Here is a 21,939-nt window from a genome sequence, read left to right on the forward strand (position 1 = left end):
TTAACTATTTGGGATGGTCAGCACTTGACCGATACGCAAGGTATTTGAAGTTAGTTTGTTGGCCTTTTTCAAACCCGCAACGCTGGTATTGTAACGAGCAGCCAACACCGATAAAGACTCGCCCTTTCTCACGGTATGCTTACGCACGCCATAGGTTTGCGCATACAAAGTGCCCGCCAAAGGCTTAGTACGGTAATGGGCTTTAATGCCTTTCACTACCGCCTTGGCAATATTTTCTTGGTGATTACCCGTTTTTAGTAACTTTTCTTCTTTGTGGTTGGTAATGAAACCGGCTTCCACCAAAATAGAAGGAATGTCTGGCGACTTAAGCACTGCTAGGCTGGCATGCTCGGGACGTTTTTTATGTAGCGAGGTTACTTTGCCTAGCTCACCCAATACTTTTTTAGCCACTTCATAAGCGGTGTTCATTGAGTAGTCCATCTGCATATCAATCAAAGCGAAGTTAAGATGAGCATCATTTTCCACACTGCCCATTACTTCGCCCACACCACCCAAAAGGTCAGACTCAGCTTCATGCTGCTCTAAATGTCTACCTACTTCACTTTTTGCCCGGCGAGTAGAGACCACCCAAACCGACGCGCCTTTTGGTTGAGAGGAGGTAAATCCATCAGCATGAATCGACACCAAAAAGTCGGCTTTGTTTTTGCGCGCTATTTGCGAGCGTTTATTTAGATTAACAAAGTAGTCACCTTCTCGAATCAACACCGCTTTTAAACCGGGCTCTTGATTAATAAGGCGTTGTGCACGCTTAGCGATAGCCAGCGTGATGTGTTTTTCGTAGGTTCTTTTGTTGCCGATGGCACCGGGGTCTTCCCCACCATGACCAGCATCGATAGCAATAATAATGTCACGGTTGCCCGCTAACTGTTGCTGCGTTTTAGCTTTAGAAATCTGCTGTTGTTGCTTTTTAATTTGTGCGCTACCGGCTTTGTCCGGCAAGTCTATCACCAAGCGATGGCCATAATTTCCGGTAGGCTTAAGGGCAAATACAGTAGGATTAACCGCTTGTGAAAGCTCAATAACCAAGCGAAAATCGCCTTTAGCCTTTGGGGTACTAGGACGGATTTTTTTAACCAAGTCGCCAGATAAGGGGACTTTACTCAAATCACTGAGCATTTTACTAGCGGAGAGATCCAAGACAAGGCGGTTGGGTTTACTTAAGTTGAAATGGCTAAACTGTGGCGCGCCAGATAAATCCAATACAATACGAGTGTTATCTGGGCCGCTCCAAACACGCACCCCAGATACATCGCTACTGGCCATTGCCAGCCCACAAAGCAAATACAATCCTAAGCCTATCCAGCGACTTAATCTAAAACTACCCTGCATGTTGACTCAACCACTCCACTACTTTTTGTCCTTGCTCGCTCAATGCTTTCACTTGAGCACTGCGCTGCTCGCCTCGATAAGCTAGCTCAACCAACAAGTCTGCTGCTGGTAAAAAGCCCAGCCCCTTTTCAGGCCACTCCACCAAACACAAACAATCGTCGGCAAAGTAATCGCGAATACCAATAAATTCTAGCTCTTCAGGGTCGGCCAAACGGTACAAATCAAAATGATTGACTCGCCACTCACCTAATTCATAAGGTTCAACTAAGGTGTAGGTTGGGCTTTTTACCTTACCGGTGTGGCCTTTACCTTGAATAAAACCACGGGTTAAAGTGGTTTTCCCAGCGCCTAAATCACCTTCTAAATAAATAACTGATGCCTGCTGACAAGCTTTAGCCAATAATGCGCCTAAAGCTACCGTTTGTTCTGCGTCAGCTAATTCAATATGCCACGTTTTCATTACAATTTTGGATTCACTAGTTGTCTTATAAAAGGCATTAGATCTGAGGCCAGCATGCCTCTTTCTCCCTGTTCTGCAGCTTCATCTGCAGCCATACCATGAATACACACCCCAAGGCAGGCAATATCAAACAATGAGTGCTTGGCTGCAAATTGGGCGATTAAGCCGCCGATTATACCAGACAAAACATCTCCCATCCCGCCCGAAGCCATGCCGGGGTTACCTACAGTACAAATTTTCACTTGTCCTTGCGCGCCTGCTACAACGGTGCCGGCACCTTTTAATACACATACACCGCCAAAACAGCGCTGTATGTTTTGAGCAGCGACAATTCTATCACTTTCTACTTCTGCCACAGAGCAATTCAACAAACGCGCTGCCTCACCTGGGTGTGGAGTTAGTACCCATTGCTCATGCTGCATCGGTGCTTTAGCCAACAGATTAAGTGCATCGGCATCTACTATGCAGGCTTTGTCCTCACTTAATACAGCTGAAAACAGCGCTTGCGCCCACTCATCTTGTCCCAAGCCGGGACCTATCACCTTACAGCTAGCCTGGATTAAACTCCTATCTAGCAGCTGCAGAGAATGCTTAGTCACTGCTGCAACCATTAACTCTGGTCGTCCGCTACTCACCACCGACTGATTTTGCGCCTGAGTAAATACATTAACCAAGCCAGCACCAGTGCGTAAACAGGCTTCGGCAGCCATGCGAATAGCGCCGGACATTCCAGTATTACCGCCTACTAAAGTCACTCGGCCACAACTACCCTTGTGAGCTGTTTTTGCCCTAGGCGCAAGCATCGAGCGTAACTGAGCATAATCTGCGCGGCTAACTTCAGTAGTATTTTGTTGCTCGAACAAATCACTTAGCCCCAAACCGGCAAATAGCAACTTGCCAACATATTCAGGTGCTTGCCCGGTAAACAAGCCTTGCTTGGCAGCGATAAAACAAATCGTAGCGCTAGCTTTTATCGCACTGCCTAACAGCTTTCCGGTATCTGCAGATAAACCTGAAGGTAAATCTAAGGCAAGTACTGGCACGCCACTTTGATTGACTTGAGCAAACAGCGCTTGCAATGGCGCTCGCACATCACTGTTTAAGCCAATGCCCAACACGCCATCAATAATCACATCACAAGGCCAATCAAATTGTTTATTAAGATCAAGCTGTCCGCCCTCGGCTTGCCAGGCAGTTAAGGCTTGTTGTGCTTCACTAGGCATTCGGTTTAAATCACCTAAGGCAAGCACTTTTACCTCTTTACCAGCTTGCTTGGCCAACCGCGCAACCACCAAGGCATCTCCCCCGTTATTGCCACCGCCCGCTAATACCAAAATACGCTTGGCATTGGGCCATTGGCACTGCATCAGTTTAAAGGCAGCCAACCCCGCCTGATCCATCAAAGAATACAAGCTAATACCTTGCTGCTCAGCCAGCACTGCTTCTTGGCGTTTCACCACTTCGGCGCGCCATAAACTCTGTGGTAAACTGTGCGAAAACAATCGGTGCTCTGGAGCCATGTCCCTACTATCCGAAATCGACCTAAAACAGCTGGTTCAACATATCAAGCTAACCGCTAAATCGCTAGGTTTTCAGCAGATCGGCATAACAGATGTGGATCTCAGTCAACATCATCAAGATGTTGAGCAATGGCTGGCAAAAAACTACCACGGAGAAATGGACTATTTAGCCCGTAACCTTGAGCTTCGCAAACATCCAGAGCAGCTACATGAAGGCACTCAACGGATCATTTCGGTGCGCATGGATTACCTACCAGAGGACGCTAAGTTTGCCCAAAGCCTCAGCGCCAGCGATCAGGCATATATTAGCCGTTATGCGGTAGGGCGCGACTACCATAAGCTAATGCGCAAGCGGCTAAACCAACTGGGAAAAGCGATTAATGATTACTGCCAACAGCAGCTAAATATGCGCCCATTTGTCGACTCAGCCCCGGTAATGGAGCGCCAACTGGCCACTAAAGCAGGCTTAGGTTGGACTGGTAAACATAGCTTAATCATCAACCAAGATGCTGGTTCGTGGTTTTTTTTAGGAGAGTTGTTTGTAGATTTACCCCTGCCCATAGACCAACCAGTAGACGAGCAATGTGGTGATTGTGTTGCCTGCATCACCATTTGTCCCACGCAAGCCATTGTTGAACCCTACCAAGTGGATGCACGTCGCTGTATTTCTTATCTCACCATTGAATACGATGGGATCATAGATGAAGAATTACGACCGCTAATGGGCAATCGCATCTACGGTTGCGACGATTGTCAACTTACCTGCCCCTGGAATCGCTACGCCCAGCTAACTCAAGAAGCCGATTTTGCTGCCCGAGAACAACTGGATCAACCAACACTATTAGCGCTATTTGCATGGACCGAAGAAGAGTTTTTAAAGAAAACTGAAGGCTCGCCAATTCGTCGGATCGGCTATCAACAGTGGCTACGTAATATCGCGATTGCCTTAGGCAACGCCGCCTATTCACAACAAGCTATTGACGAGCTAAGCGCCAAGCAAGGGCTTGAAGCCGTTGCCCAACACCACGTTAATTGGGCAATAGAGCAACAACAGAATAAAGCGGCAAAAGCTTCTCGCAAAACCGCACGTTTGATCCGTATTATAGAAAAAGGATTAACTCGTGATGCTTAATGCATCAGTAGAATAAGTTCTGTTACACTTTTTAAGAACAAATAAAATGGAAGCAGCTCATGCACTTACTTGGCGTTGATATTGGTGGCACCGGCATAAAGGCAACCATCGTAGATTCTACCACTGGCGAGCTTATTAGCGAGCGTCACCGTATTGCCACCCCACAACCTGCCACGCCCAAAGCAGTAGCCCAAAGCTTAAAGCAGATGGTTGAGCATTTCTCTTGGCAAGGTCCTATTGGTTGCGGCTTTCCTGCAACGGTTCACCACGGGGTTGCCCAAACTGCCTCTAATATTGATAAAAGCTGGATTGGCACCAACGTTGAAGCCCTATTCGCTGAATATACCGACTGCCCGTGTTATGTAGTGAATGATGCCGATGCGGCCGGTATGGCCGAAATGGCCTTTGGCGCAGGTCACCAACACCAAGGTGTGGTAGTGATTATTACCGTTGGCACCGGCTTAGGTAGCGCAGTGTTTGTGAATGGCGAATTGCTTCCCAACACCGAGTTTGGCCATATTATTTTGGAAGGGCGAGTAGCCGAGCACTATGCCAGCGCCAGAGTCCGCGAAGCAGAAGAGCTAAGCTGGAAGAAATGGGGCAAGCGCTTCAACCTTTACCTACAGCGCCTCGAGTTTTTAATGTCGCCCGATTGCTTCATTATTGGTGGCGGTGCCAGTAAAAAATTCGAAAAGTACCAAGCGCAGCTCAATCTAAAAGCTGAAGCATTGCCTGCACAGGGCTTAAACCAAGCCGGCATTGTTGGCGCAGCTATGTACGCCCAACATCAAAGCTAATTAAGATTCGAGAATAGAGCCGCTTAAATAAGATTGGCGAAGCGGTTCGTCAAAATGCTCAATGCTATAGCGAAGCAGCTCTCTGGGCAGTTCGCTAAGGTGCTGTTGCAAAAATGCCTCTACCGCTGGCTTATCTCGCTTGGCCAGCTCTCTCAGCATCCAGCCCACCGCTTTGTGCATTAAGGGGTGAGCATGGGTATGAAAACGCTTTGCTAGCGTAATTGTTAAATCAACATCATTTTGGCGTATATAGTAAAAGCAACTCACCATAGCAATACGTTGCTGCCACATACTACTGCTGCTAGCGAATTGCTCAAGCAGCTCCCAATCTTGATGCTGCCAGATATAAGGGCCAACAATTTTAGGCGCAGAGCAGTCAACCAAATCCCAATTATTCACATACTTTATGTAGCGCTGGTAAAACGCCAACACCGCTTGTTGTTGCTGATGATTTTTCGCTTTTTGATAATGTTGACACATTACTACCAAGGCAAAAAAGCGCTCCTCATGAAAGGCAGAAGAGATTAAGTCTGTGAGCTCCTCTAGAGGTAAAGGATAGGCTTTGGCAACCCTTCTAGTATTAGGCACACGAACACCTAAAAACTGATCACCTTCGCCATAACCACCTGGCAATGCTTGAAAAAACTTTGGCAAGTAAGCCGCTTATTCTGGCTCAGCATATTCGCGTAAAGCTGTTTGAACTTGTTCTACTTGATTCATCACCCACCCTTTTATGCTCAGCAAAATGCTTACGTTAAACACAAGCTTATACCAATCACACTAAGTAAGTGATCAGAAATAACGCAGGAAAAATACTCGAGAATAAGACAGAATTTTTGATAAGTAGTTATTCTACAATCAAAAATTCTAACGCAGTGATCGAGTATTTTAACCAGATAGAATGAACAGTTACTTAGTACGATTGGTATTAACCCACCATCAACCGCGTGAGTATTTGATTGACCATAAAACAACAGGCAAAAAAAAGCCCCGCATCAATGATGCAGGGCTTTAATTTGGAGCGGCACATCGGGTTCGAACCGATGACCTCAACCTTGGCAAGGTTGCGCTCTACCAACTGAGCTAGTGCCGCTTAATCTTTATCACTATATAGTGTGTCGAGAGTCTAACCAAAGGTTGCGCTACTCTTTGTAACCACACTGAGCTAGTGCCGCTTAAATCTTTATCACTATTTAATGTGTTGAGAGCTTAGCCAAAGGTTGCGCTACTCTTTATATCCACACTGAGCTAGTGCCGCTTAATTTTTATCACTATTGAGCGCTGTGTTCTTCCACGCTGAGCTAGTGCAGCTCAACTTCAACTACTTGGTATTAGTTAAAGTTTTAAATTTGGAGCGGCACATCGGGTTCGAACCGATGACCTCAACCTTGGCAAGGTTGCGCTCTACCAACTGAGCTAGTGCCGCTTAAATCTTTATCACTATTTAGTGTGTTAAGAGCGAACCCAATGGTTGCGCTACTCTTTATATCCACACTGAGCTAGTGTTGCTCAACTTCAACTACTTGGTATTAGTTAAAGTTTTAAATTGGAGCGGCACATCGGGTTCGAACCGATGACCTCAACCTTGGCAAGGTTGCGCTCTACCAACTGAGCTAGTGCCGCATAATCTTTATCACTATTTAGTGTGTCGAGAGCCTAACCAAAGGTTGCGCTACTCTTTATATCCACACTGAGCTAGTGCTGCTTAATTTTTATCACTAATCAAAGTGACAGCCTAAACTGTCTAAGGCCATGCCTTCACGTTGTTTAGGGCTGCGAATTATACGAGGAAATTTTGCCTTTGCAAGAGCTGCAAAAGAAAAAATTACAGCTCTTAAACTGTTTGTTTAGTTTTCGCCCAGTTTAAAGAAGGTTTTTTGATAGTGCTGCATTTCTGCTATTGATTCGCGAATATCATCCAAAGCTAGATGAGTACCGCTTTTAGTAAAGCCATCTAAAATTTCTGGCTGCCAACGGCGAGCCAATTCTTTTACCGTACTTACATCTATGTTTCGGTAATGAAAGAACTGCTCAAGCTCAGGAAGGTACTGGTGCATAAAGCGACGATCTTGACCAATGCTATTGCCACACATCGGCGATACACCCTTAGGCACCCATTGCTTGATAAAATCGATAGTTTGCTGGGCAGCTTGCTTCTCATCAACACTGCTGGCGCGAACTCTAGCAACCAAACCAGATCCAGTATGAGTATTAGTACACCACTCATCCATGCCCGCTAAAACTTCGTCAGATTGGTGAACAGCAATCACCGGCCCTTCTGCAAGAATGTTTAATTGAGCGTCGGTAATAATCGTCGCGATCTCTAAAACGCGATCAGTCATGGGTTCGAGACCTGTCATCTCCATATCAACCCAAACTAAGTTCTGTTCACTAACAGTCATGTTGACCCTATTTATATTTCGGAAATATTTTCCGCAAATCTTTGATAAGCGGTATCATAGCGATTTATTACACTTACTTGAATAGCAGTTTTCGTGACAAAGAGAAAGAAACTGAGCCAAGGTCAGCTTCGCCGTGTGCGCAGCAACCAAGAAAAGCGCTTAAAAAAACAAGATAGCCACCAATGGTTAGATGACCAATTAGGTCCTCAACAAGAGGGAACTATCATTAGCCGCTTCGGTCAACATGCCGATGTGGAAGCTAACAATGGAGAAATATTCCGTTGTAATATGCGCCGTTCAGTAGGCTCTTTAGTTAGTGGAGATGAAGTTGTTTGGCGAGCCGGCAACGAAGAGCAATCAGGCATTCGAGGGGTTATTGAAGCCTGCCACGAACGCCGCTCAGTGCTTACTCGCCCTGACTTTTACGACGGTATCAAAGCCATTGCCGCCAACATCGACCAAGTAGTGATAGTTTCTGCAGTATTACCCGAATTCTCCACCAGCATTGTCGACCGCTACCTAGTTGCCGTTGAAGATGTAGATCTTGAACCCATTATCCTGCTGAACAAAGTTGACCTGCTTGATGCCGAGCAACGCAAAGTAATTGAAGAACAACTCAAAAATTACCAGCAGCTTGGCTACAAAGTTATTTACGCTAGCACCAAACAAGCTGAAGGGCTTGATGATTTAAGCCAACAATTAAGTAATAAAACCAGTATTTTTGTTGGCCAATCGGGCGTTGGCAAAAGCTCACTGGTAAATAGTCTTCTGCCAGAGCAAAGCATCGATACCAAAGAAGTATCTGAAGTATCAGGCCTAGGCCAGCACACTACCACTACCGCTCGTTTGTATCACTTAGTATGTGGCGGCCGCTTAATCGACTCCCCCGGAGTACGTGAGTTTCAACTTTGGCACCTTGAAAAAGACCGGGTAGCTTGGGGCTTTATCGAATTTCGCCCTTGGTTAAATCAATGCCGTTTTCGTGATTGCAAGCACCAAGGAGACCCTGGCTGCGCTATGCAAGAAGCGATAGACTCAGGCAAAATTTTGCAACAGCGTTTCGACAGCTACCAGCGTATTCTCGAAACGATGGAAAATAACAAACCTTCTCGGGTTATTCCCGGAAAGAAATAATTAAACCAATAAACAACGAGAACCTAGCGTGTTAGACAAAATAAAAGTTGCCGCCCAGTACTGCTTCCCTCAACACGGTTTATCCCGTTTAGTGGGTAAGCTTGCTCAAGCTGAAGCAGGAAAGTTGAGTCATTGGATCATTAAAAAGTTCATAAACCACTATCAAGTAGACATGAACGACGCTGTTCACAGCGAAGCCAATGCTTACCCAAGCTTCAATGCGTTTTTTACTCGCCCGTTAAAGCCTGGCACTCGCCCTATTGTTGAAGACGACAACAAGCTTGCTCACCCGGTGGATGGCGCAGTAAGCCAACTTGGTCCCATCCAGCATGGTCAGTTAATTCAAGCCAAAGGTCATGACTACAGCGCCCGTGAACTGCTTGGTGGAGATAAAGCCTTAGCAGAAGAATTTAGCGATGGCGACTTCGCTACCATCTATTTAGCTCCCAAAGACTACCACCGCATTCACATGCCTTGTAAAGGCAAATTACGCAAAATGATCTACGTACCAGGGCAACTTTTCTCGGTTAACCCTCTCACTGCTGCTAACGTGCCGAATCTGTTTGCCCGCAATGAGCGGGTAGTGGCCATTTTTGATACTGAGTTCGGCCCAATGGCCATGGTATTAGTAGGTGCAACCATTGTTGCTAGCATAGAAACTATTTGGTCTGGCACCGTAACGCCGCCGGGCGGGAAACAAGTATTCACTTGGGATTATCAAGACCAAGACATTAACCTTGATAAAGGTGCTGAGATGGGTCGCTTTAAACTAGGCTCAACCGTAGTGATGCTGTTTGCCAAAGACGCCATAGAGTTTGAACAATCACTAGCGCCAACAGTTGCCACCGTAATGGGTACTCACTTTGCAACTAAAGCTGAATAGCTACTATAAGCCTTGGTAATTCTTTACCAAGGCTTATTCAATTCTGCTTATTATTACGCTATTTCAAATATTTAATATAAAATAACTAACAAAGCTAAGCGCAATGATGCGGTCTTAACCATGGCTGTTAACCAATGACTTTATCGATTTTCTCTCGCGGTTTCCTCGTATCGCTACTGTTTTTTTGCTTAGCGGTACAGGCGAACGTGGGCGGAGAATCTCATCTCAAAGGCTTAATCAGCTCCCTAGATACCCAGCCTAGCAACTTAAACACCCAGCAACAGCAACTCATCTATGAAGAATCCTTAGCGCTACTAAAAGAGGGCAATAGTTACCGCGAAAAAGCCAAATACTACCGCGGTATTATCAACAACTTCTCCCGCCTACGAAAAGAGCAACAAGAGCAACTAAATCAATATCAAGCGCCGGTCATTGAAAACTTAGCTGAGCTAAACTCGAATCAATTAAATGAACAGCTCACTATTTGGCAGGCTAAGCTCAGCAATACCAATAGCCAAATTGACGAGCTAAAACAGCGCCAATACCGCATCGATTTAGATGTTAGCGAAAACCACCAGCGCAGCGGACCGCTGCGCGAACAATTAACCACGGTTCGCGCGAAGCTAGAGCAACTTGAGTTTGGCGTGCTTAACGAAGTGGAAGAAGCCGAGCGAGTTCGTGCTCAAGTTAACGAAGCCAGCCTAACCGCCCAGTTAGCGATGCTGGAACTCGCTGCGCAAAGTGCCAACCACCGAAACGAGCTGCTGCAGCTTGAAATAAGCTTGCTACAACACACTCAGTTGGCAGAAAAGCGGATTGTAGAAAGCGTTAAAAATCGCTTGTCACTAGAGCATCGAGCAGAAGCTCAACGGCTATCTGATCAGCTAGCTTTTGCCGCTCCCGAGTTACTTAATGACCCGATAGTGAAAAACTTAGTAGAACAAAATCAGTTACTACAAACAGAGCTCTCAGCCTTATTTGAACAAAGTGAAGATATTGCCGACCAACAGGAAGAAGTAAACGACGAGCTTGAACACATCAAACTCACCTTTGCTAATTTTAAAGAACAAGTATCCTGGTTAAAGGTCACTCGCTCCTATGGTGAATACCTACGAGAACAGATCTCAAGTTTGCCAAAATTCAAAGCAGTTGCGCCAATAGAGCAACAGATCATTGAAGTGCGGATCAGTAAACATCGTCACCAAAATCTACTTTATACCCAACGTAATCAGAGCCAAAGAAAGGCTCAGCGCGAGTTCATCGCCACCTTAAATCAAGAACAAGCCAGAATATTTAACAAGCATTTGAAGCTTAACCAGCAACTTTCAGACAAATACTTACTGGAGTTAGACGCAAGATTATTTGAGTTAGCTCGACTTAAACTGGATTACTCAAAACTAAACAGTCAACTGAACACCATTAACCAAGAAGCCAACCAAGAGCTGTTTTGGACGGCCGATGTAAAAGCCATCGATTTAAGCTTTTTCAGTGATATTCGTTACTCTTTGATATGGTTATTTAGCGCTCAGCAATACTCACAACTCAGCGATGCCATTGCCAAGCTGTCTTGGCTATGGTTAGGCTGGTTACTGCTAGTGGCAGCCAGTGTTGCTTATATCTACTACCTAAAAAAACATTGGCTTAAAGGCTACCTGCAGCGCATCGATTCCAAAACCGGCAACATTACCCGTGACAAATTTAGCTATACCCTTGCCAATTTGTTAGTCAGTGCGGTATTTGCCACTCCCGTGGCGCTATTTATTGGCAGTGTGGGTTTTGCCCTAATGTATGAATGGGAGTCTTCCTTCGCTCGCGACTTGGGAGATGCCCTATTTAACGTTGCCATCGTGTTATGGCTATTCCATTTGTTACAGCAGTTTTGCCAGAAAAACGGCCTGCTAAATACCCATTTCAAATGGCCTTTGGTAAACATCAGCCAAGCGATTACCTTAATCCGCCGTGTGGTTTACGTAAGCTTGCCCTTAGTATTCATCCTTAATCTGTGCATATTACAAACCAGTCAGCCGACCTATAGTGGCTTGGCACGCTTGGCCTTTATTGCATTGTTATTGTGGGTAGCTTACGGCTTTCACAGTATTTATCGCATTGAGCTTCCGGTGAACTATCACTTAGACATTTTTAAAGCACCACAGTTAGCGAAAAAACTGATTTGGGGCGCCGCCATTAGCATCCCCTTAATGGCAGCACTCGCCTCTGCAGCTGGCTTTTTTGCCACCGCATTTACGGTTTATTGGCAGGTTGTGCTTAGCTTCATCATCGCTGCGGTTTTCTTATTGGGCTATTTGCTTATTCACCGTTGGATGCTTTTACAACGCCGCCGAATTGCCTTTGACCGAGCAAAAGTGCGCCGCGCTGAAATGATTGCTCAACGCCAATCTGAAGAAGACGACCCTTCTAGCTCAAATGAAGGAGTGATTGATTCAATCGAAGAACCAGTCATCGACCTAGACACCATTAGCGCCCAGTCGTTGGGTCTACTTCGCGCTGCCTTGGTACTGTCGCTAGTATTGGTTCTGCTGTTGAGTTGGTCGGAAATGACCAGTGCGTTTTCGTTTCTAGACAACATTACATTGTGGGAAAGTAGCTCTAGCCGCGCAGGTGTAGCCACGGTAGATGCCATTACGCTGCGCTCTTTAGGCTCTGCCCTATTGGTATTCTTTTTTGCTGTAGTGCTTATCCGCAACTTACCTGGTTTGTTAGAACTGATGGTCTTGCAGCACTTATCACTTAACCCTGGCACCGGTTTTGCCATCACCACCATGATTAATTACATGGTGATACTGTTTAGTATTTTCAGTGGTTTTGGTTTGTTGGGCATCGAGTGGTCGAAACTTCAATGGTTAGTTGCTGCACTTACTGTAGGTTTAGGTTTTGGTCTGCAAGAGATTTTTGCTAACTTTATTTCGGGCTTAATTATTCTGTTTGAAAAGCCAATTCGAATTGGCGATACCGTGACAATTCGCGAACTTACCGGCACGATTTCTAACATTGAAACTCGCGCTACCACTATCGTCGATTGGGATCGCAAAGAAATTATCGTGCCTAACAAGGCCTTTATCACGGAACAATTTATTAATTGGTCGCTCACCGATCCAATCACCCGTGTGGTGTTAATGGTGCAAGTTAAACAAGGCTCTGATAATCAGCTAGTAAACAAACTATTGCAAGAAGCTGTAGATGCTAACAGCTTGGTACTAGCCAACCCCGCACCAGAAATATACTTTACCGAATACACCAACAACGGAATGAAATTTGAAATGCGTGTTCACGTGAGTGAAATGCGCTACCGCTTACCGATGACCCACGAACTGTACACTTTGATCAATGACAAGTTTAAGGCGAATAACATAGAGATAGCCTACCCACAATTAGATATATCTCTCAATCCCTGAGCACGGTTTTGTTATCTTAAGGGCTATAAAAAACCTCTATTTCAATTAATTAGCCCAGAGACCCTCGATCATGGCCGTGCAAAAACATTTCAAGCTGCTGGTTTGTTTTATTGTTCCCCTGTTAATACTGGCACTTCCCACCAGTGCCATTCCACTACCAGAGTTAACCGTGGTTCAACACCGTATCATTGCTATCTTTGTACTGGCGGCGCTGTTATGGATTTTTGAACCCGTGCCGGTGTTTGCTACTTCATTACTAATTATCACCTTGGAACTGGTGCTTATCTCTAACCAGGGAATTAGTGCCATTGTAGCCGATACAGGGCCAGCACCAATGGGTGAACTGCTACCCTATACCAGTATCTTTAATGCCTTTTCATCACCAATTATCATCCTGTTTATGGGCGGCTTTGCCCTAGCGATTGGCGCATCTAAGTTTGAGCTAGACAACAACTTAGCCCGCGTACTTCTCAAGCCATTTGGCAAACGCATTCCAATGATCATGCTCGGCATTATGCTAATTACTGCCGTGTTCAGTATGTTTATGAGTAACACCGCTACCACCGTGATGATGCTGGCCATTGTAGGCCCCTTAATTGCCGCTGCACCGCGTAATGACTTGGGCATGAAAGGCCTGATTTTAGCTATTCCAGTAGCGGCTAATACCGGTGGCATAGGTACTCCAATTGGTACACCACCTAACGCCATCGCCCTGCAATATATTCCAGAGGGGCAAATTACCTTCGCGTCTTGGATGGCATTTGGTATTCCTTTTGTGATCATTCAACTAGCGATTGGCTGGTTTTTATTGTGCAAGCTCTATCCCTCAAAAACCGGTGTTTTAGAGCTGAATCTGAAAGGTCATTTTCAACGAAGTACTCGCGCTTACATTGTGTATGCCACGTTTGCGCTCACTATCTTACTGTGGCTAAGCACCGCGTGGCACGGCATGAACAGTTACGTAGTGGCCATTATTCCTTTAGCGGTGTTTACCTTAACGGGAGTTATTGGCAAAGACGACCTCAAGCTATTTAACTGGGACGTATTATGGTTAGTGGCCGGTGGTATCGCCATGGGTATGGCATTAGAAAAAAGTGGCTTAGCCGCCAAAATAGCTACATCTATCGACTTTGCTAGCCTGCCCACCTTAGCGGTAATTGTGGTGCTATCGATTATTTGTGTGGTGATGGCGAACTTTATGTCGAACACGGCCACCGCCAACTTAATTATGCCCATCGCGGCGGCAGTTGCCACCAGCTTGCATGGTTTGGATGGTGACGGCGGCATCACTACCTTACTAATCATTGTCGCCCTGTCGGCTTCCTTAGGCATGATGTTACCCGTTAGCACCCCGCCCAACGCCTTGGCTTACTCAACCGGCTTTATTGAAACCAAAGACTTAATAAAAGTAGGCGGGATTATTGGCTGTACCGGCTTGGCACTGCTGTACTTGGCTATGATGATATTCCTATAACACCACAAATAAACGGGAGCGCTGCTCCCGTTTATTTACGCTCTGTCTACGCTAAAACTTTGCACCGCTTGAATGTTAGGTGTGCCTAACGCCAACATCAACAGGCGGTCGATGCCTAGAGCAACGCCTGCACAAGCGGGGAGGCCTGCCGCTAAAGCAGCCAAGAAATGCTGATCCACTTGCGCAGCAGCCAAGCCCATATTTTCCCGAACCTGCTGGTCTTTAGCAAAACGCGCGGCTTGCTCCTTAGCGTCGGTGAGTTCATGAAAGCCATTGGCTAACTCTATGCCTTTAAAATACAGCTCAAAGCGCTCTGCTACTTGTGGGTCTTTTGCTGAAATTTTAGCTAGCGCGGCTTGTGATGCTGGAAAGTGATAAACAAAACAAGGGCGCTGCTGGCCAATTTCAGGCTCAACGCCCAAGCTAAATAACAGCTGCAAAATGGTGTCTCGATCAGGCTCATTCGCCACTAAATCTTCAACCGATAGGCGTTTGGCTACTGCAACAAACTCGGCTTGGCTAGCATTAATGGGATTGATGCCAAGGTGTCGCTCAAAAGCTTCAACATAGCTTAAACGCTCTGCCTTATCACAAGCCAAGACCTCGGTGATTAACTCATCCATTTCATCCATTAAGGCAAAATGGTCAAAACCAATACGGTACCACTCCAACATAGTGAACTCTGGGTTATGAAAACGCCCAGCCTCTTCATTACGAAATGCTTTTGCCAGCTGATAAATACAGCCACTGCCAGCAGCTAATAAACGCTTCATATGAAACTCGGGCGAGGTTTGTAAATACAAAGGCATGGTTTTGGGTGCTGCCGGCCCAGACAAAGTTGTACTAAAGCTATGCAAGTGCACGTCACTCACGCAGGCTTGGCTTAAACAAGGTGTGTCTACTTCCATCACGTCACGCTTGGCAAAAAAACATCTGATTTTGTTAATGATTTTTGCTCTTTGCTGAAGTGATTGAATACTTGCAGAGGGTTGCCAAAGTGTTTCAGACATGCAAATTTTTTCCTGCATTGAGTTAGAAATTGTCGCGGGGTTTTATACCACTTTGCTAACAAAAGCGGGAGTTATATCTCAAAAGCTAAATTATCTCAGCAGCTTGCACAAAGTAGCGTCAATATTTGATTTTAGTCAAGCATCAAAAAGCTAATACCCGCACAATCATTGTAGGCTTATTTCGTATGGAGAAAAGCGTGGAAGTAATCAAAACTGATGTCGCCATTGTTGGCGCTGGGGGCGCAGGTTTACGCGCCGCCATTGAAGTTGCAGAACAACACCCCGAGTTAGAAGTAGCATTAATTTCAAAAGTATATCCAATGCGCAGCCACACTGTTGCCGCAGAGGGTGGTGCTGCAGGTGTAGCTCAAGATCACGATAGCTTTGATAACCACTTTAACGACACCGTATCGGGTGGCGATTGGTTGTGTGAACAAGACGTGGTGGACTTTTTTGTTGAGCGCGCTCCCAAAGAACTGACTCAGCTAGAACACTGGGGTTGCCCTTGGTCACGTCGTCCCGACGGCAGTGTAAACGTACGCCGTTTTGGTGGCATGAAAATCGAGCGAACTTGGTTTGCAGCCGATAAAAGTGGCTTCCACATTCTTCATACCTTGTTTCAAACTTCAACCAAATACCCCAGTATTAAGCGCTACGACGAGCATTTTGTACTCGACCTAGTCGTAGAAGACGGCCAAGTAAAAGGGGTTATCGCCTTAGACATTGCCGAAGGCGTAGCCAAGCTTATTCAAGCTAAGTCGGTGATTATTGCCACTGGCGGTGCAGGTCGCGTTTATCGCTTTAATACCAACGGCGGCATTGTGACTGGTGATGGTATGGCCTTGGCTTATCGTCATGGCGTAGCACTGCGTGATATGGAATTTGTCCAATATCACCCTACTGGTTTACCCGGTTCAGGCATTTTAATGACCGAAGGCTGTCGTGGTGAAGGCGGTATTCTTACCAACAAAGATGGCTACCGTTACTTGCAAGATTACGGCCTAGGGCCAGAAACGCCAGTTGGCGAACCAAAAAACAAATACATGGAGCTAGGGCCTCGAGACCGTTTAAGCCAATGTTTCTGGCAAGAAGCGCAACTTGGTCGCACCATTGAAGGGCCAAATGGCGACTACGTAAATCTCGACCTTACTCACCTAGGCGAAGACTACTTACTAGAACGCTTACCGTTTATTTGCGAATTGGCGAAAGCTTACATGGGTGTAGACCCAGTTAAAGAGCCGATTCCAGTGCGCCCAACCGTGCACTATACCATGGGCGGCATTGAAACCGACGGCCGCTGTGCCACATCACTTAAAGGCTTATATGCCGCAGGTGAATGTTCATCAGTTGGCTTGCATGGCGCTAACCGTTTAGGCTCTAACTCACTCACCGAAATAACCGTATTTGGTCAGGTTGCAGGCGAATCGGCAGCGCGCAATGCCATTGTGAGTGAGCATAGCGACAGTGCTTCATTACTTGAGCAAGCAGAGCAAACGCTGGCTAAGTACCAAGCCTTAAAATCGAATCAAGGTGATGAAAAAACCTCAGACATTCGCAACGAGTTAGGTCGTACCATGGAAGCTGGCGTGGGCATTTACCGCACCGCAGAAACCATGCAACAAACCATCGATAAAATTGCCGAGCTAAAACAGCGCTACAAAAACATTAAATTGGTAGACGACAGCGAAGTGTTTAATACCGAATGGCTCTACGCTGTAGAACTTGGTTACTTACTAGACGTAGCCGAAGCGATGGCGGTCTCGGCGATTAACCGCAAAGAGAGCCGCGGCTCGCACCAGCGTATTGACGGTTATGAGCAGCGTGATGATGTGAATTTCCTTAAACACACTTTAGCTAATTACCGCCCTGATAGTGCACCTGAGATTAGCTACAGCGATGTGAAGATCACCAAATCTCAACCTGCCGAACGTGTTTACGGCGCAGCCGCCGATGCCCAAGAAGCAGCCAAAAAACAAGCGGAGGCAAATTAACATGGCCGAAACGATGAAAATCGATATTCTGCGCTACCGCCCAGAAAGCGACAACGAGCCGGTATGGCAAAGCTACGACGTTCCTTACACCCGCGAAATGTCGCTGCTAGAAGCCTTGGCTTACATTAAAGACGAACTTGACCCTACCCTTAGCTACCGCTGGTCTTGCCGCATGGCTATTTGTGGTAGCTGCGGCATGATGGTAGATGGCGTTCCTAAGTTAGGCTGTAAAACCTTCTTGCGTGATTACCCCAATGGCATGAAGGTAGAAGCGCTAGCTAACTTTCCTATCGAACGTGATTTAGTGGTAGACATGAGCGACTTCATTGAGAAGTTAGAAGCCATAAAACCTTACATCATCAACGATAATCCACGCGCCTTAGAAGATGGCTGTCACACCCAGTCACCTAAGCAAATGGCGCAATATCGTCAATTCTCGATGTGCATTAACTGTGGCCTTTGTTACGCCGCATGTCCGCAATATGGTTTGGATAAATCTTTCACTGGACCCGCCGCACTCGCACTATTACACCGCTACAACCAAGACAGCCGTGACGCTGGCAAAGCCGAGCGTATGAAAATAGTCAACGCTGAAGAAGGCGCATGGGGCTGTACCTTTGTGGGTTACTGCTCAAAAGTCTGTCCGAAAGACGTCGATCCGGCCGCCGCTATTCAACTAGGCAAAGTAGATAGCGCTAAAGACTATGTGATAGCCATGTTCAAGCCAGGAGAGTAAGCATGAGCAAACGTAAACCTTATGAACGTAAGATGGGTGCAACTTGGTGGCTAAAAAATACTTTTCATACCAAGTACATCATCCGTGAAGGCTCAAGCCTAGTGATTGCCATTTACAGCTTTGTATTGCTGTTTGGTCTATTTCGTTTAAGCCAAGGGGCCGAGGCCTTTAACGGTTGGCTAGATGCAATGAGCCAACCAGGCTGGGTAGTATTTCACATACTTAGCCTTGCCTGGACGCTTTACCACAGCATTACCTGGTTTAGCTTAGCCCCTAAAGCCGCCAACATTTGGCTAGGCCAAAAGCGCGTACCCGACAGCTGGATAGTAAGTGGAATGTACGGCGCTTTGGCTGTGATTAGCTTAGCTGGCTTAATCTTGGTTTTGATTTAGGAGACACCAATGAAACGTTCTAATGAACCTGTATTTTGGGGAATGTTTGGCGCTGGCGGCATGGTTGCTGCGCTATTCACTCCTATCGCTATTTTGATTACTGGCTTACTGGTGCCTATGGGGATTATTCCGGGCGAACAGTTCTCTTATGAGCGACTCCTCGCGTTCTCCCAACACTGGTTAGGCGCAGCAGTGATTTGGATAGTGATTAGCCTGCCGTTATGGTTATGTATGCATCGCCTCTATCACACCCTGCATGACTTTGGCATTCACGCTGGCAACTTAGTAAAAGCATTGTTCTATGGCGTAGCCTTCGCTGGCTCAATCGCCTGCGCAACACTGCTGTTACTGGGCTTAGTATAAATAGCTAAAAATAAAGTGGGCTAAGTTAATTGCCCACTTTATTTCACCACTACATCATCCCTAACTGCTCGCAATTTATTGCTGCTACCCGCTAAACCCTTCGATAAAACATATCGTACTAATCAGCCCAAATGCCAGCCAAGACAAGTGTTTGGCTTTGGTAAAAAACAGGGCTAGCAAAGCGCTCACTAAAAACACACTGCCAATAATCAATAACAACAAAGTGTCGGCGGGTGAAGCGGTAAACAATAAAGCGGCGAAGCCCAGTGCGCATACAGACAATATATGCCAACAAAACCGCAGAGTGCCCTTGGTAAAATGATCACCGCCCAATAAATGCGGAATGTTCTCACGTTTAAACAAACGGATAAGAATGTACTTTTCACCCAAATAGGAATGCACCACAGCAATTAAGATCAATATCAGTGACGCAACAACAAGCAGCATAACTACTCCTTGGATTCGGAATTTAAAAGACTTAGTACTTAATATACCTTGCCAAAACATAGAACAGCGTAACACTGCTGCTAAGCGTTGCTAAAGGAGTTAAGAAAACTGACTCCCTATAGCAACACCTAAGTTTAGTCATTTTGGTGGTGAATAAATGTCGAGGGGAATTGCGATAAAGCTGCTTTAGCTGCGGATCCTGGAAGGATTAAAATATAGTTAAGCCTAGTAAAAGGGCGGCCAGTGCAACAATACACCCAGTTAAAAACCAATTATCACAGATAACACTTTTACTAGCTTAAAGAGTAAATACGCTGAGCTGGGATCAGCCTACTTTCATGTCTCGTTGGCAGTTACGTTTAAGTAAACGAATTTCTGATTCTAACTGCATCTCTCGCTGTTTAAGTATATCCAATTCTGCTTCTTTACAAGCTAACTGCTCAAACACCCCGGTTGGGTAATCACCTGCACCTTTCGCAAAACTCAGTTTATGGGAGTAACGCTTGCTTACATGCCCTACAGGTGCTTCTATCACTGCATCCATACTGATAACCTTTTTGTCATTAAGCGGGTCGTTGATTAAGCATTGCAGACAAATGGCGTTTGCGCAAAGTTTAAAATTGACTTAAATCAAAGCGATTAACGAGGGAATTTTATTCAACTAGCAAACATATTTTTCATCTAAAAAGTTAGTTGATCAAACTAGGTTTTAAACAAAAAACCAAATAAAAAAGGGAGCCGAAGCTCCCTACTATTTTTTAAGTAGTGATTACTTTACACGGCCTACATATTCGGCGCTGCGAGTATCAACCTTAATCACTTCACCAATCTGAATAAACAATGGCACACGCACAACCGCGCCAGTGCTTAAAGTTGCAGGTTTACCACCAGTACCGGCAGTATCACCCTTAAGGCCTGGGTCTGTTTCTGTCACTTCTAACTCTACAAAGTTAGGTGGCATTACAGCAATTGGATTTTCGTTCCAAGTGGTAATAACACATACGTCTTGCTCAACTAACCACTTGGCCGTGTCGCCCACTGCTTTTTCGTCAGCGGCAATTTGCTCAAACGTATCGTTGTTCATGAAATGGTAGAACTCGCCATCGTTGTATAAATAGGCTAATTCGTAATCCATTACGTCGGCAGCTTCTACAGATTCGCCCGACTTAAAGGTTTTTTCTAATACTTTACCGGTTAATAAACGGCGTAACTTAACGCGGTTAAATGCTTGCCCTTTGCCTGGTTTTACAAATTCGTTTTCTAGAATTGCGTATGGTTCGCCGTCGAGCATAATTTTTAGCCCGCCTTTGAATTCACTGGTACTATATGACGCCATTTGGTCCTCTACTTACAAGGTAATATCAATTTCAATGTTGCGAATAATACCGCGAAACGACGCTGCTGTGCAGGGTAATTGGCAAAAAGAGCTGGCAAACGCCATCACAGATCCCAAAGATCTGCTGCAATTTTTGCAATTAGACCCGGAAAACTTCCAATCAGACATTGCAGCCCGCAAATTATTCCCAATGCGAGTGCCTTTAAGCTTTGCCAAACGCATGCAAAAAGCCAATCCTAATGACCCACTGCTACTGCAAGTTTTGCCTCAACAGGCCGAGTTTATTGAAGTAGCAGGCTTTAACGAAGATCCCTTAGAAGAGCACCAAGCCGCTGTACCCGGTTTACTGCATAAATATAAAAGCCGAGTATTATTTATTGTACGTGGCGGTTGTGCGGTTAACTGTAGATATTGTTTTCGTCGCCACTTTCCTTATCAAGATAACAGCCCAAACAAACAGGGTTGGCAACAAGCGCTAGATTATATCGCACAAGATCAAGCAATTAATGAAGTGATTTTTAGTGGTGGCGACCCACTTATGGCTAACGACCAACAGCTTGCTTGGTTAATAGAACAACTAGAACAAATTCCCCACTTAAAGCGGCTGCGTATTCACACTCGATTACCAGTGGTTATTCCAAGCCGAATTACTCACGAGCTGACTCAGCTACTGGCACAAACTCGCTTGCAAACCATTATGGTAAGCCATATCAATCACCCCAACGAGATAAACCAAGAACTAAGCAGCGCCTTTGCCAAGTTACATGAAGCAGGCATTACATTGCTAAACCAAGGAGTGCTGTTAAAGGATATAAACGATGATGCCAGCATTCTAGCGCAATTAAGTGAGGCCTTATTCTCGGCTAATATTTTGCCTTACTATTTATTTTTGCTCGACAAAGTTGCCGGTGCAGCCCATTACGATATTGACGAGCAAAGCGCAGTAGCGATAATGCAGGACTTATATCAACGCTTACCTGGCTTCTTAGTTCCTCGCTTAGCCCGCGAGCAAGCAGGCAAACGCAGTAAAACACCCATAGATATTGGCTTGAGCTAAACTAAAGCAACAGAACAAGGCTTAACTCCTTTTTAAGTTAAG

The 21,939-nt window shown here is 45.6% G+C and carries 20 protein-coding genes and 3 tRNA genes; 11 read left to right on the forward strand and 12 right to left on the reverse strand.

All coding sequences use genetic code 11. The annotated features are described in order from the left end of the window. Genes LQZ07_RS22200 through LQZ07_RS22210 form a run of 3 tightly spaced genes read right to left on the reverse strand, consistent with a single transcriptional unit; the run spans position 1 to position 3,330 of the window. Positions 1-1,350, reverse strand: a complete 1,350-nt coding sequence (locus LQZ07_RS22200; RefSeq protein ID WP_152785523.1) for an N-acetylmuramoyl-L-alanine amidase — start codon at positions 1,348-1,350, stop codon at positions 1-3. Then, the gene (tsaE, locus tag LQZ07_RS22205; RefSeq protein WP_152785525.1) at positions 1,340-1,810 is read right to left on the reverse strand and encodes a tRNA (adenosine(37)-N6)-threonylcarbamoyltransferase complex ATPase subunit type 1 TsaE; all 471 of its coding nucleotides are present in this window, start codon (positions 1,808-1,810) and stop codon (positions 1,340-1,342) included. Before tsaE ends, LQZ07_RS22200 begins: the two co-directional genes overlap by 11 nt. After that, complete coding sequence (locus LQZ07_RS22210; RefSeq protein ID WP_152785527.1) at positions 1,810-3,330, reverse strand: NAD(P)H-hydrate dehydratase; 1,521 nt, start codon at positions 3,328-3,330, stop codon at positions 1,810-1,812. Before LQZ07_RS22210 ends, tsaE begins: the two co-directional genes overlap by 1 nt. On the opposite strand from LQZ07_RS22210, the gene queG reads away from it, so the two are divergent. Then, positions 3,329-4,462, forward strand: coding sequence for a tRNA epoxyqueuosine(34) reductase QueG (gene queG / locus LQZ07_RS22215; protein WP_152785529.1), 1,134 nt, complete (start codon positions 3,329-3,331; stop codon positions 4,460-4,462). The genes LQZ07_RS22210 and queG overlap by 2 nt on opposite strands. A 59-nt stretch (positions 4,463-4,521) precedes the next feature. Beyond that, on the forward strand, positions 4,522-5,259 hold the full coding sequence (gene ppgK / locus LQZ07_RS22220) for a polyphosphate--glucose phosphotransferase (protein WP_152785531.1): 738 nt from the start codon (positions 4,522-4,524) through the stop codon (positions 5,257-5,259). Here ppgK and LQZ07_RS22225 read toward each other — a convergent pair whose 3' ends face one another. The 5 genes from LQZ07_RS22225 to orn form a co-directional block, all read right to left on the reverse strand. Then, entirely contained in the window at positions 5,260-5,913 is a 654-nt protein-coding gene (locus LQZ07_RS22225; protein WP_152785533.1) for a DNA alkylation repair protein, read from the reverse strand. It lies immediately after the preceding gene. A gap of 363 nt (positions 5,914-6,276) precedes the next feature. After that, positions 6,277-6,352, reverse strand: a tRNA-Gly gene (locus LQZ07_RS22230). A 257-nt stretch (positions 6,353-6,609) separates the two neighbouring features. After that, positions 6,610-6,685: transfer RNA gene (locus LQZ07_RS22235), tRNA-Gly, on the reverse strand. A gap of 121 nt (positions 6,686-6,806) precedes the next feature. Beyond that, positions 6,807-6,882, reverse strand: a tRNA-Gly gene (locus LQZ07_RS22240). Positions 6,883-7,106: 224 nt separating this feature from the next. Further along, the gene (orn, locus tag LQZ07_RS22245) at positions 7,107-7,661 is read right to left on the reverse strand and encodes an oligoribonuclease (protein WP_040307241.1); all 555 of its coding nucleotides are present in this window, start codon (positions 7,659-7,661) and stop codon (positions 7,107-7,109) included. 93 nt (positions 7,662-7,754) lie between these two features. On the opposite strand from orn, the gene rsgA reads away from it, so the two are divergent. From rsgA to LQZ07_RS22265, 4 genes are all read left to right on the forward strand, one after another. Next, positions 7,755-8,795, forward strand: a complete 1,041-nt coding sequence (gene rsgA, locus LQZ07_RS22250) for a small ribosomal subunit biogenesis GTPase RsgA (RefSeq protein ID WP_249483392.1) — start codon at positions 7,755-7,757, stop codon at positions 8,793-8,795. 28 nt (positions 8,796-8,823) lie between these two features. Continuing rightward, on the forward strand, positions 8,824-9,678 hold the full coding sequence (asd, locus tag LQZ07_RS22255; RefSeq protein WP_249483395.1) for an archaetidylserine decarboxylase: 855 nt from the start codon (positions 8,824-8,826) through the stop codon (positions 9,676-9,678). A 134-nt stretch (positions 9,679-9,812) separates the two neighbouring features. Next, positions 9,813-13,091: a miniconductance mechanosensitive channel MscM gene (mscM, locus tag LQZ07_RS22260; RefSeq protein WP_152785535.1), complete on the forward strand. Its 3,279-nt coding sequence runs from the start codon at positions 9,813-9,815 to the stop codon at positions 13,089-13,091. Positions 13,092-13,161: 70 nt separating this feature from the next. Then, a complete protein-coding gene (locus tag LQZ07_RS22265; protein ID WP_152785537.1) occupies positions 13,162-14,565 on the forward strand; it encodes a DASS family sodium-coupled anion symporter in 1,404 nt (467 codons plus the stop codon). 35 nt (positions 14,566-14,600) lie between these two features. On the opposite strand, the gene epmA is transcribed toward LQZ07_RS22265, so the two are convergent. Further along, the gene (gene epmA / locus LQZ07_RS22270; protein ID WP_152785539.1) at positions 14,601-15,575 is read right to left on the reverse strand and encodes an elongation factor P--(R)-beta-lysine ligase; all 975 of its coding nucleotides are present in this window, start codon (positions 15,573-15,575) and stop codon (positions 14,601-14,603) included. Between the two features lie 197 nt (positions 15,576-15,772). Between epmA and frdA the strand changes: the two genes are divergently transcribed. The 4 genes from frdA to frdD are packed head-to-tail and all read left to right on the forward strand — an operon-like array spanning position 15,773 to position 19,057. Further along, complete coding sequence (gene frdA / locus LQZ07_RS22275) at positions 15,773-17,566, forward strand: fumarate reductase (quinol) flavoprotein subunit (RefSeq protein WP_016402021.1); 1,794 nt, start codon at positions 15,773-15,775, stop codon at positions 17,564-17,566. A gap of 1 nt (position 17,567) precedes the next feature. Beyond that, positions 17,568-18,302, forward strand: coding sequence for a succinate dehydrogenase/fumarate reductase iron-sulfur subunit (locus LQZ07_RS22280; protein ID WP_152785541.1), 735 nt, complete (start codon positions 17,568-17,570; stop codon positions 18,300-18,302). A 2-nt stretch (positions 18,303-18,304) separates the two neighbouring features. Then, complete coding sequence (locus tag LQZ07_RS22285) at positions 18,305-18,694, forward strand: fumarate reductase subunit C (protein ID WP_152785543.1); 390 nt, start codon at positions 18,305-18,307, stop codon at positions 18,692-18,694. Between the two features lie 9 nt (positions 18,695-18,703). Next, positions 18,704-19,057 (forward strand): fumarate reductase subunit FrdD, encoded by a 354-nt coding sequence (gene frdD / locus LQZ07_RS22290; RefSeq protein WP_152785545.1) that lies wholly within the window; start codon positions 18,704-18,706, stop codon positions 19,055-19,057. A gap of 84 nt (positions 19,058-19,141) precedes the next feature. Here frdD and LQZ07_RS22295 read toward each other — a convergent pair whose 3' ends face one another. From LQZ07_RS22295 to efp, 3 genes are all read right to left on the reverse strand, one after another. After that, the gene (locus LQZ07_RS22295) at positions 19,142-19,504 is read right to left on the reverse strand and encodes a hypothetical protein (protein ID WP_152785547.1); all 363 of its coding nucleotides are present in this window, start codon (positions 19,502-19,504) and stop codon (positions 19,142-19,144) included. Between the two features lie 325 nt (positions 19,505-19,829). After that, a complete protein-coding gene (locus LQZ07_RS22300; protein WP_152785549.1) occupies positions 19,830-20,048 on the reverse strand; it encodes a hypothetical protein in 219 nt (72 codons plus the stop codon). 225 nt (positions 20,049-20,273) lie between these two features. Beyond that, positions 20,274-20,840, reverse strand: coding sequence for an elongation factor P (gene efp, locus LQZ07_RS22305; RefSeq protein WP_152785551.1), 567 nt, complete (start codon positions 20,838-20,840; stop codon positions 20,274-20,276). A gap of 34 nt (positions 20,841-20,874) precedes the next feature. On the opposite strand from efp, the gene epmB reads away from it, so the two are divergent. Beyond that, positions 20,875-21,897: an EF-P beta-lysylation protein EpmB gene (gene epmB / locus LQZ07_RS22310; protein WP_152785553.1), complete on the forward strand. Its 1,023-nt coding sequence runs from the start codon at positions 20,875-20,877 to the stop codon at positions 21,895-21,897. Positions 21,898-21,939: the final 42 nt, after the last annotated feature.

This window comes from Agarivorans sp. B2Z047 (assembly GCF_023373605.1).
GTDB classification, from domain to species: Bacteria; Pseudomonadota; Gammaproteobacteria; order Enterobacterales; family Celerinatantimonadaceae; genus Agarivorans; species Agarivorans albus.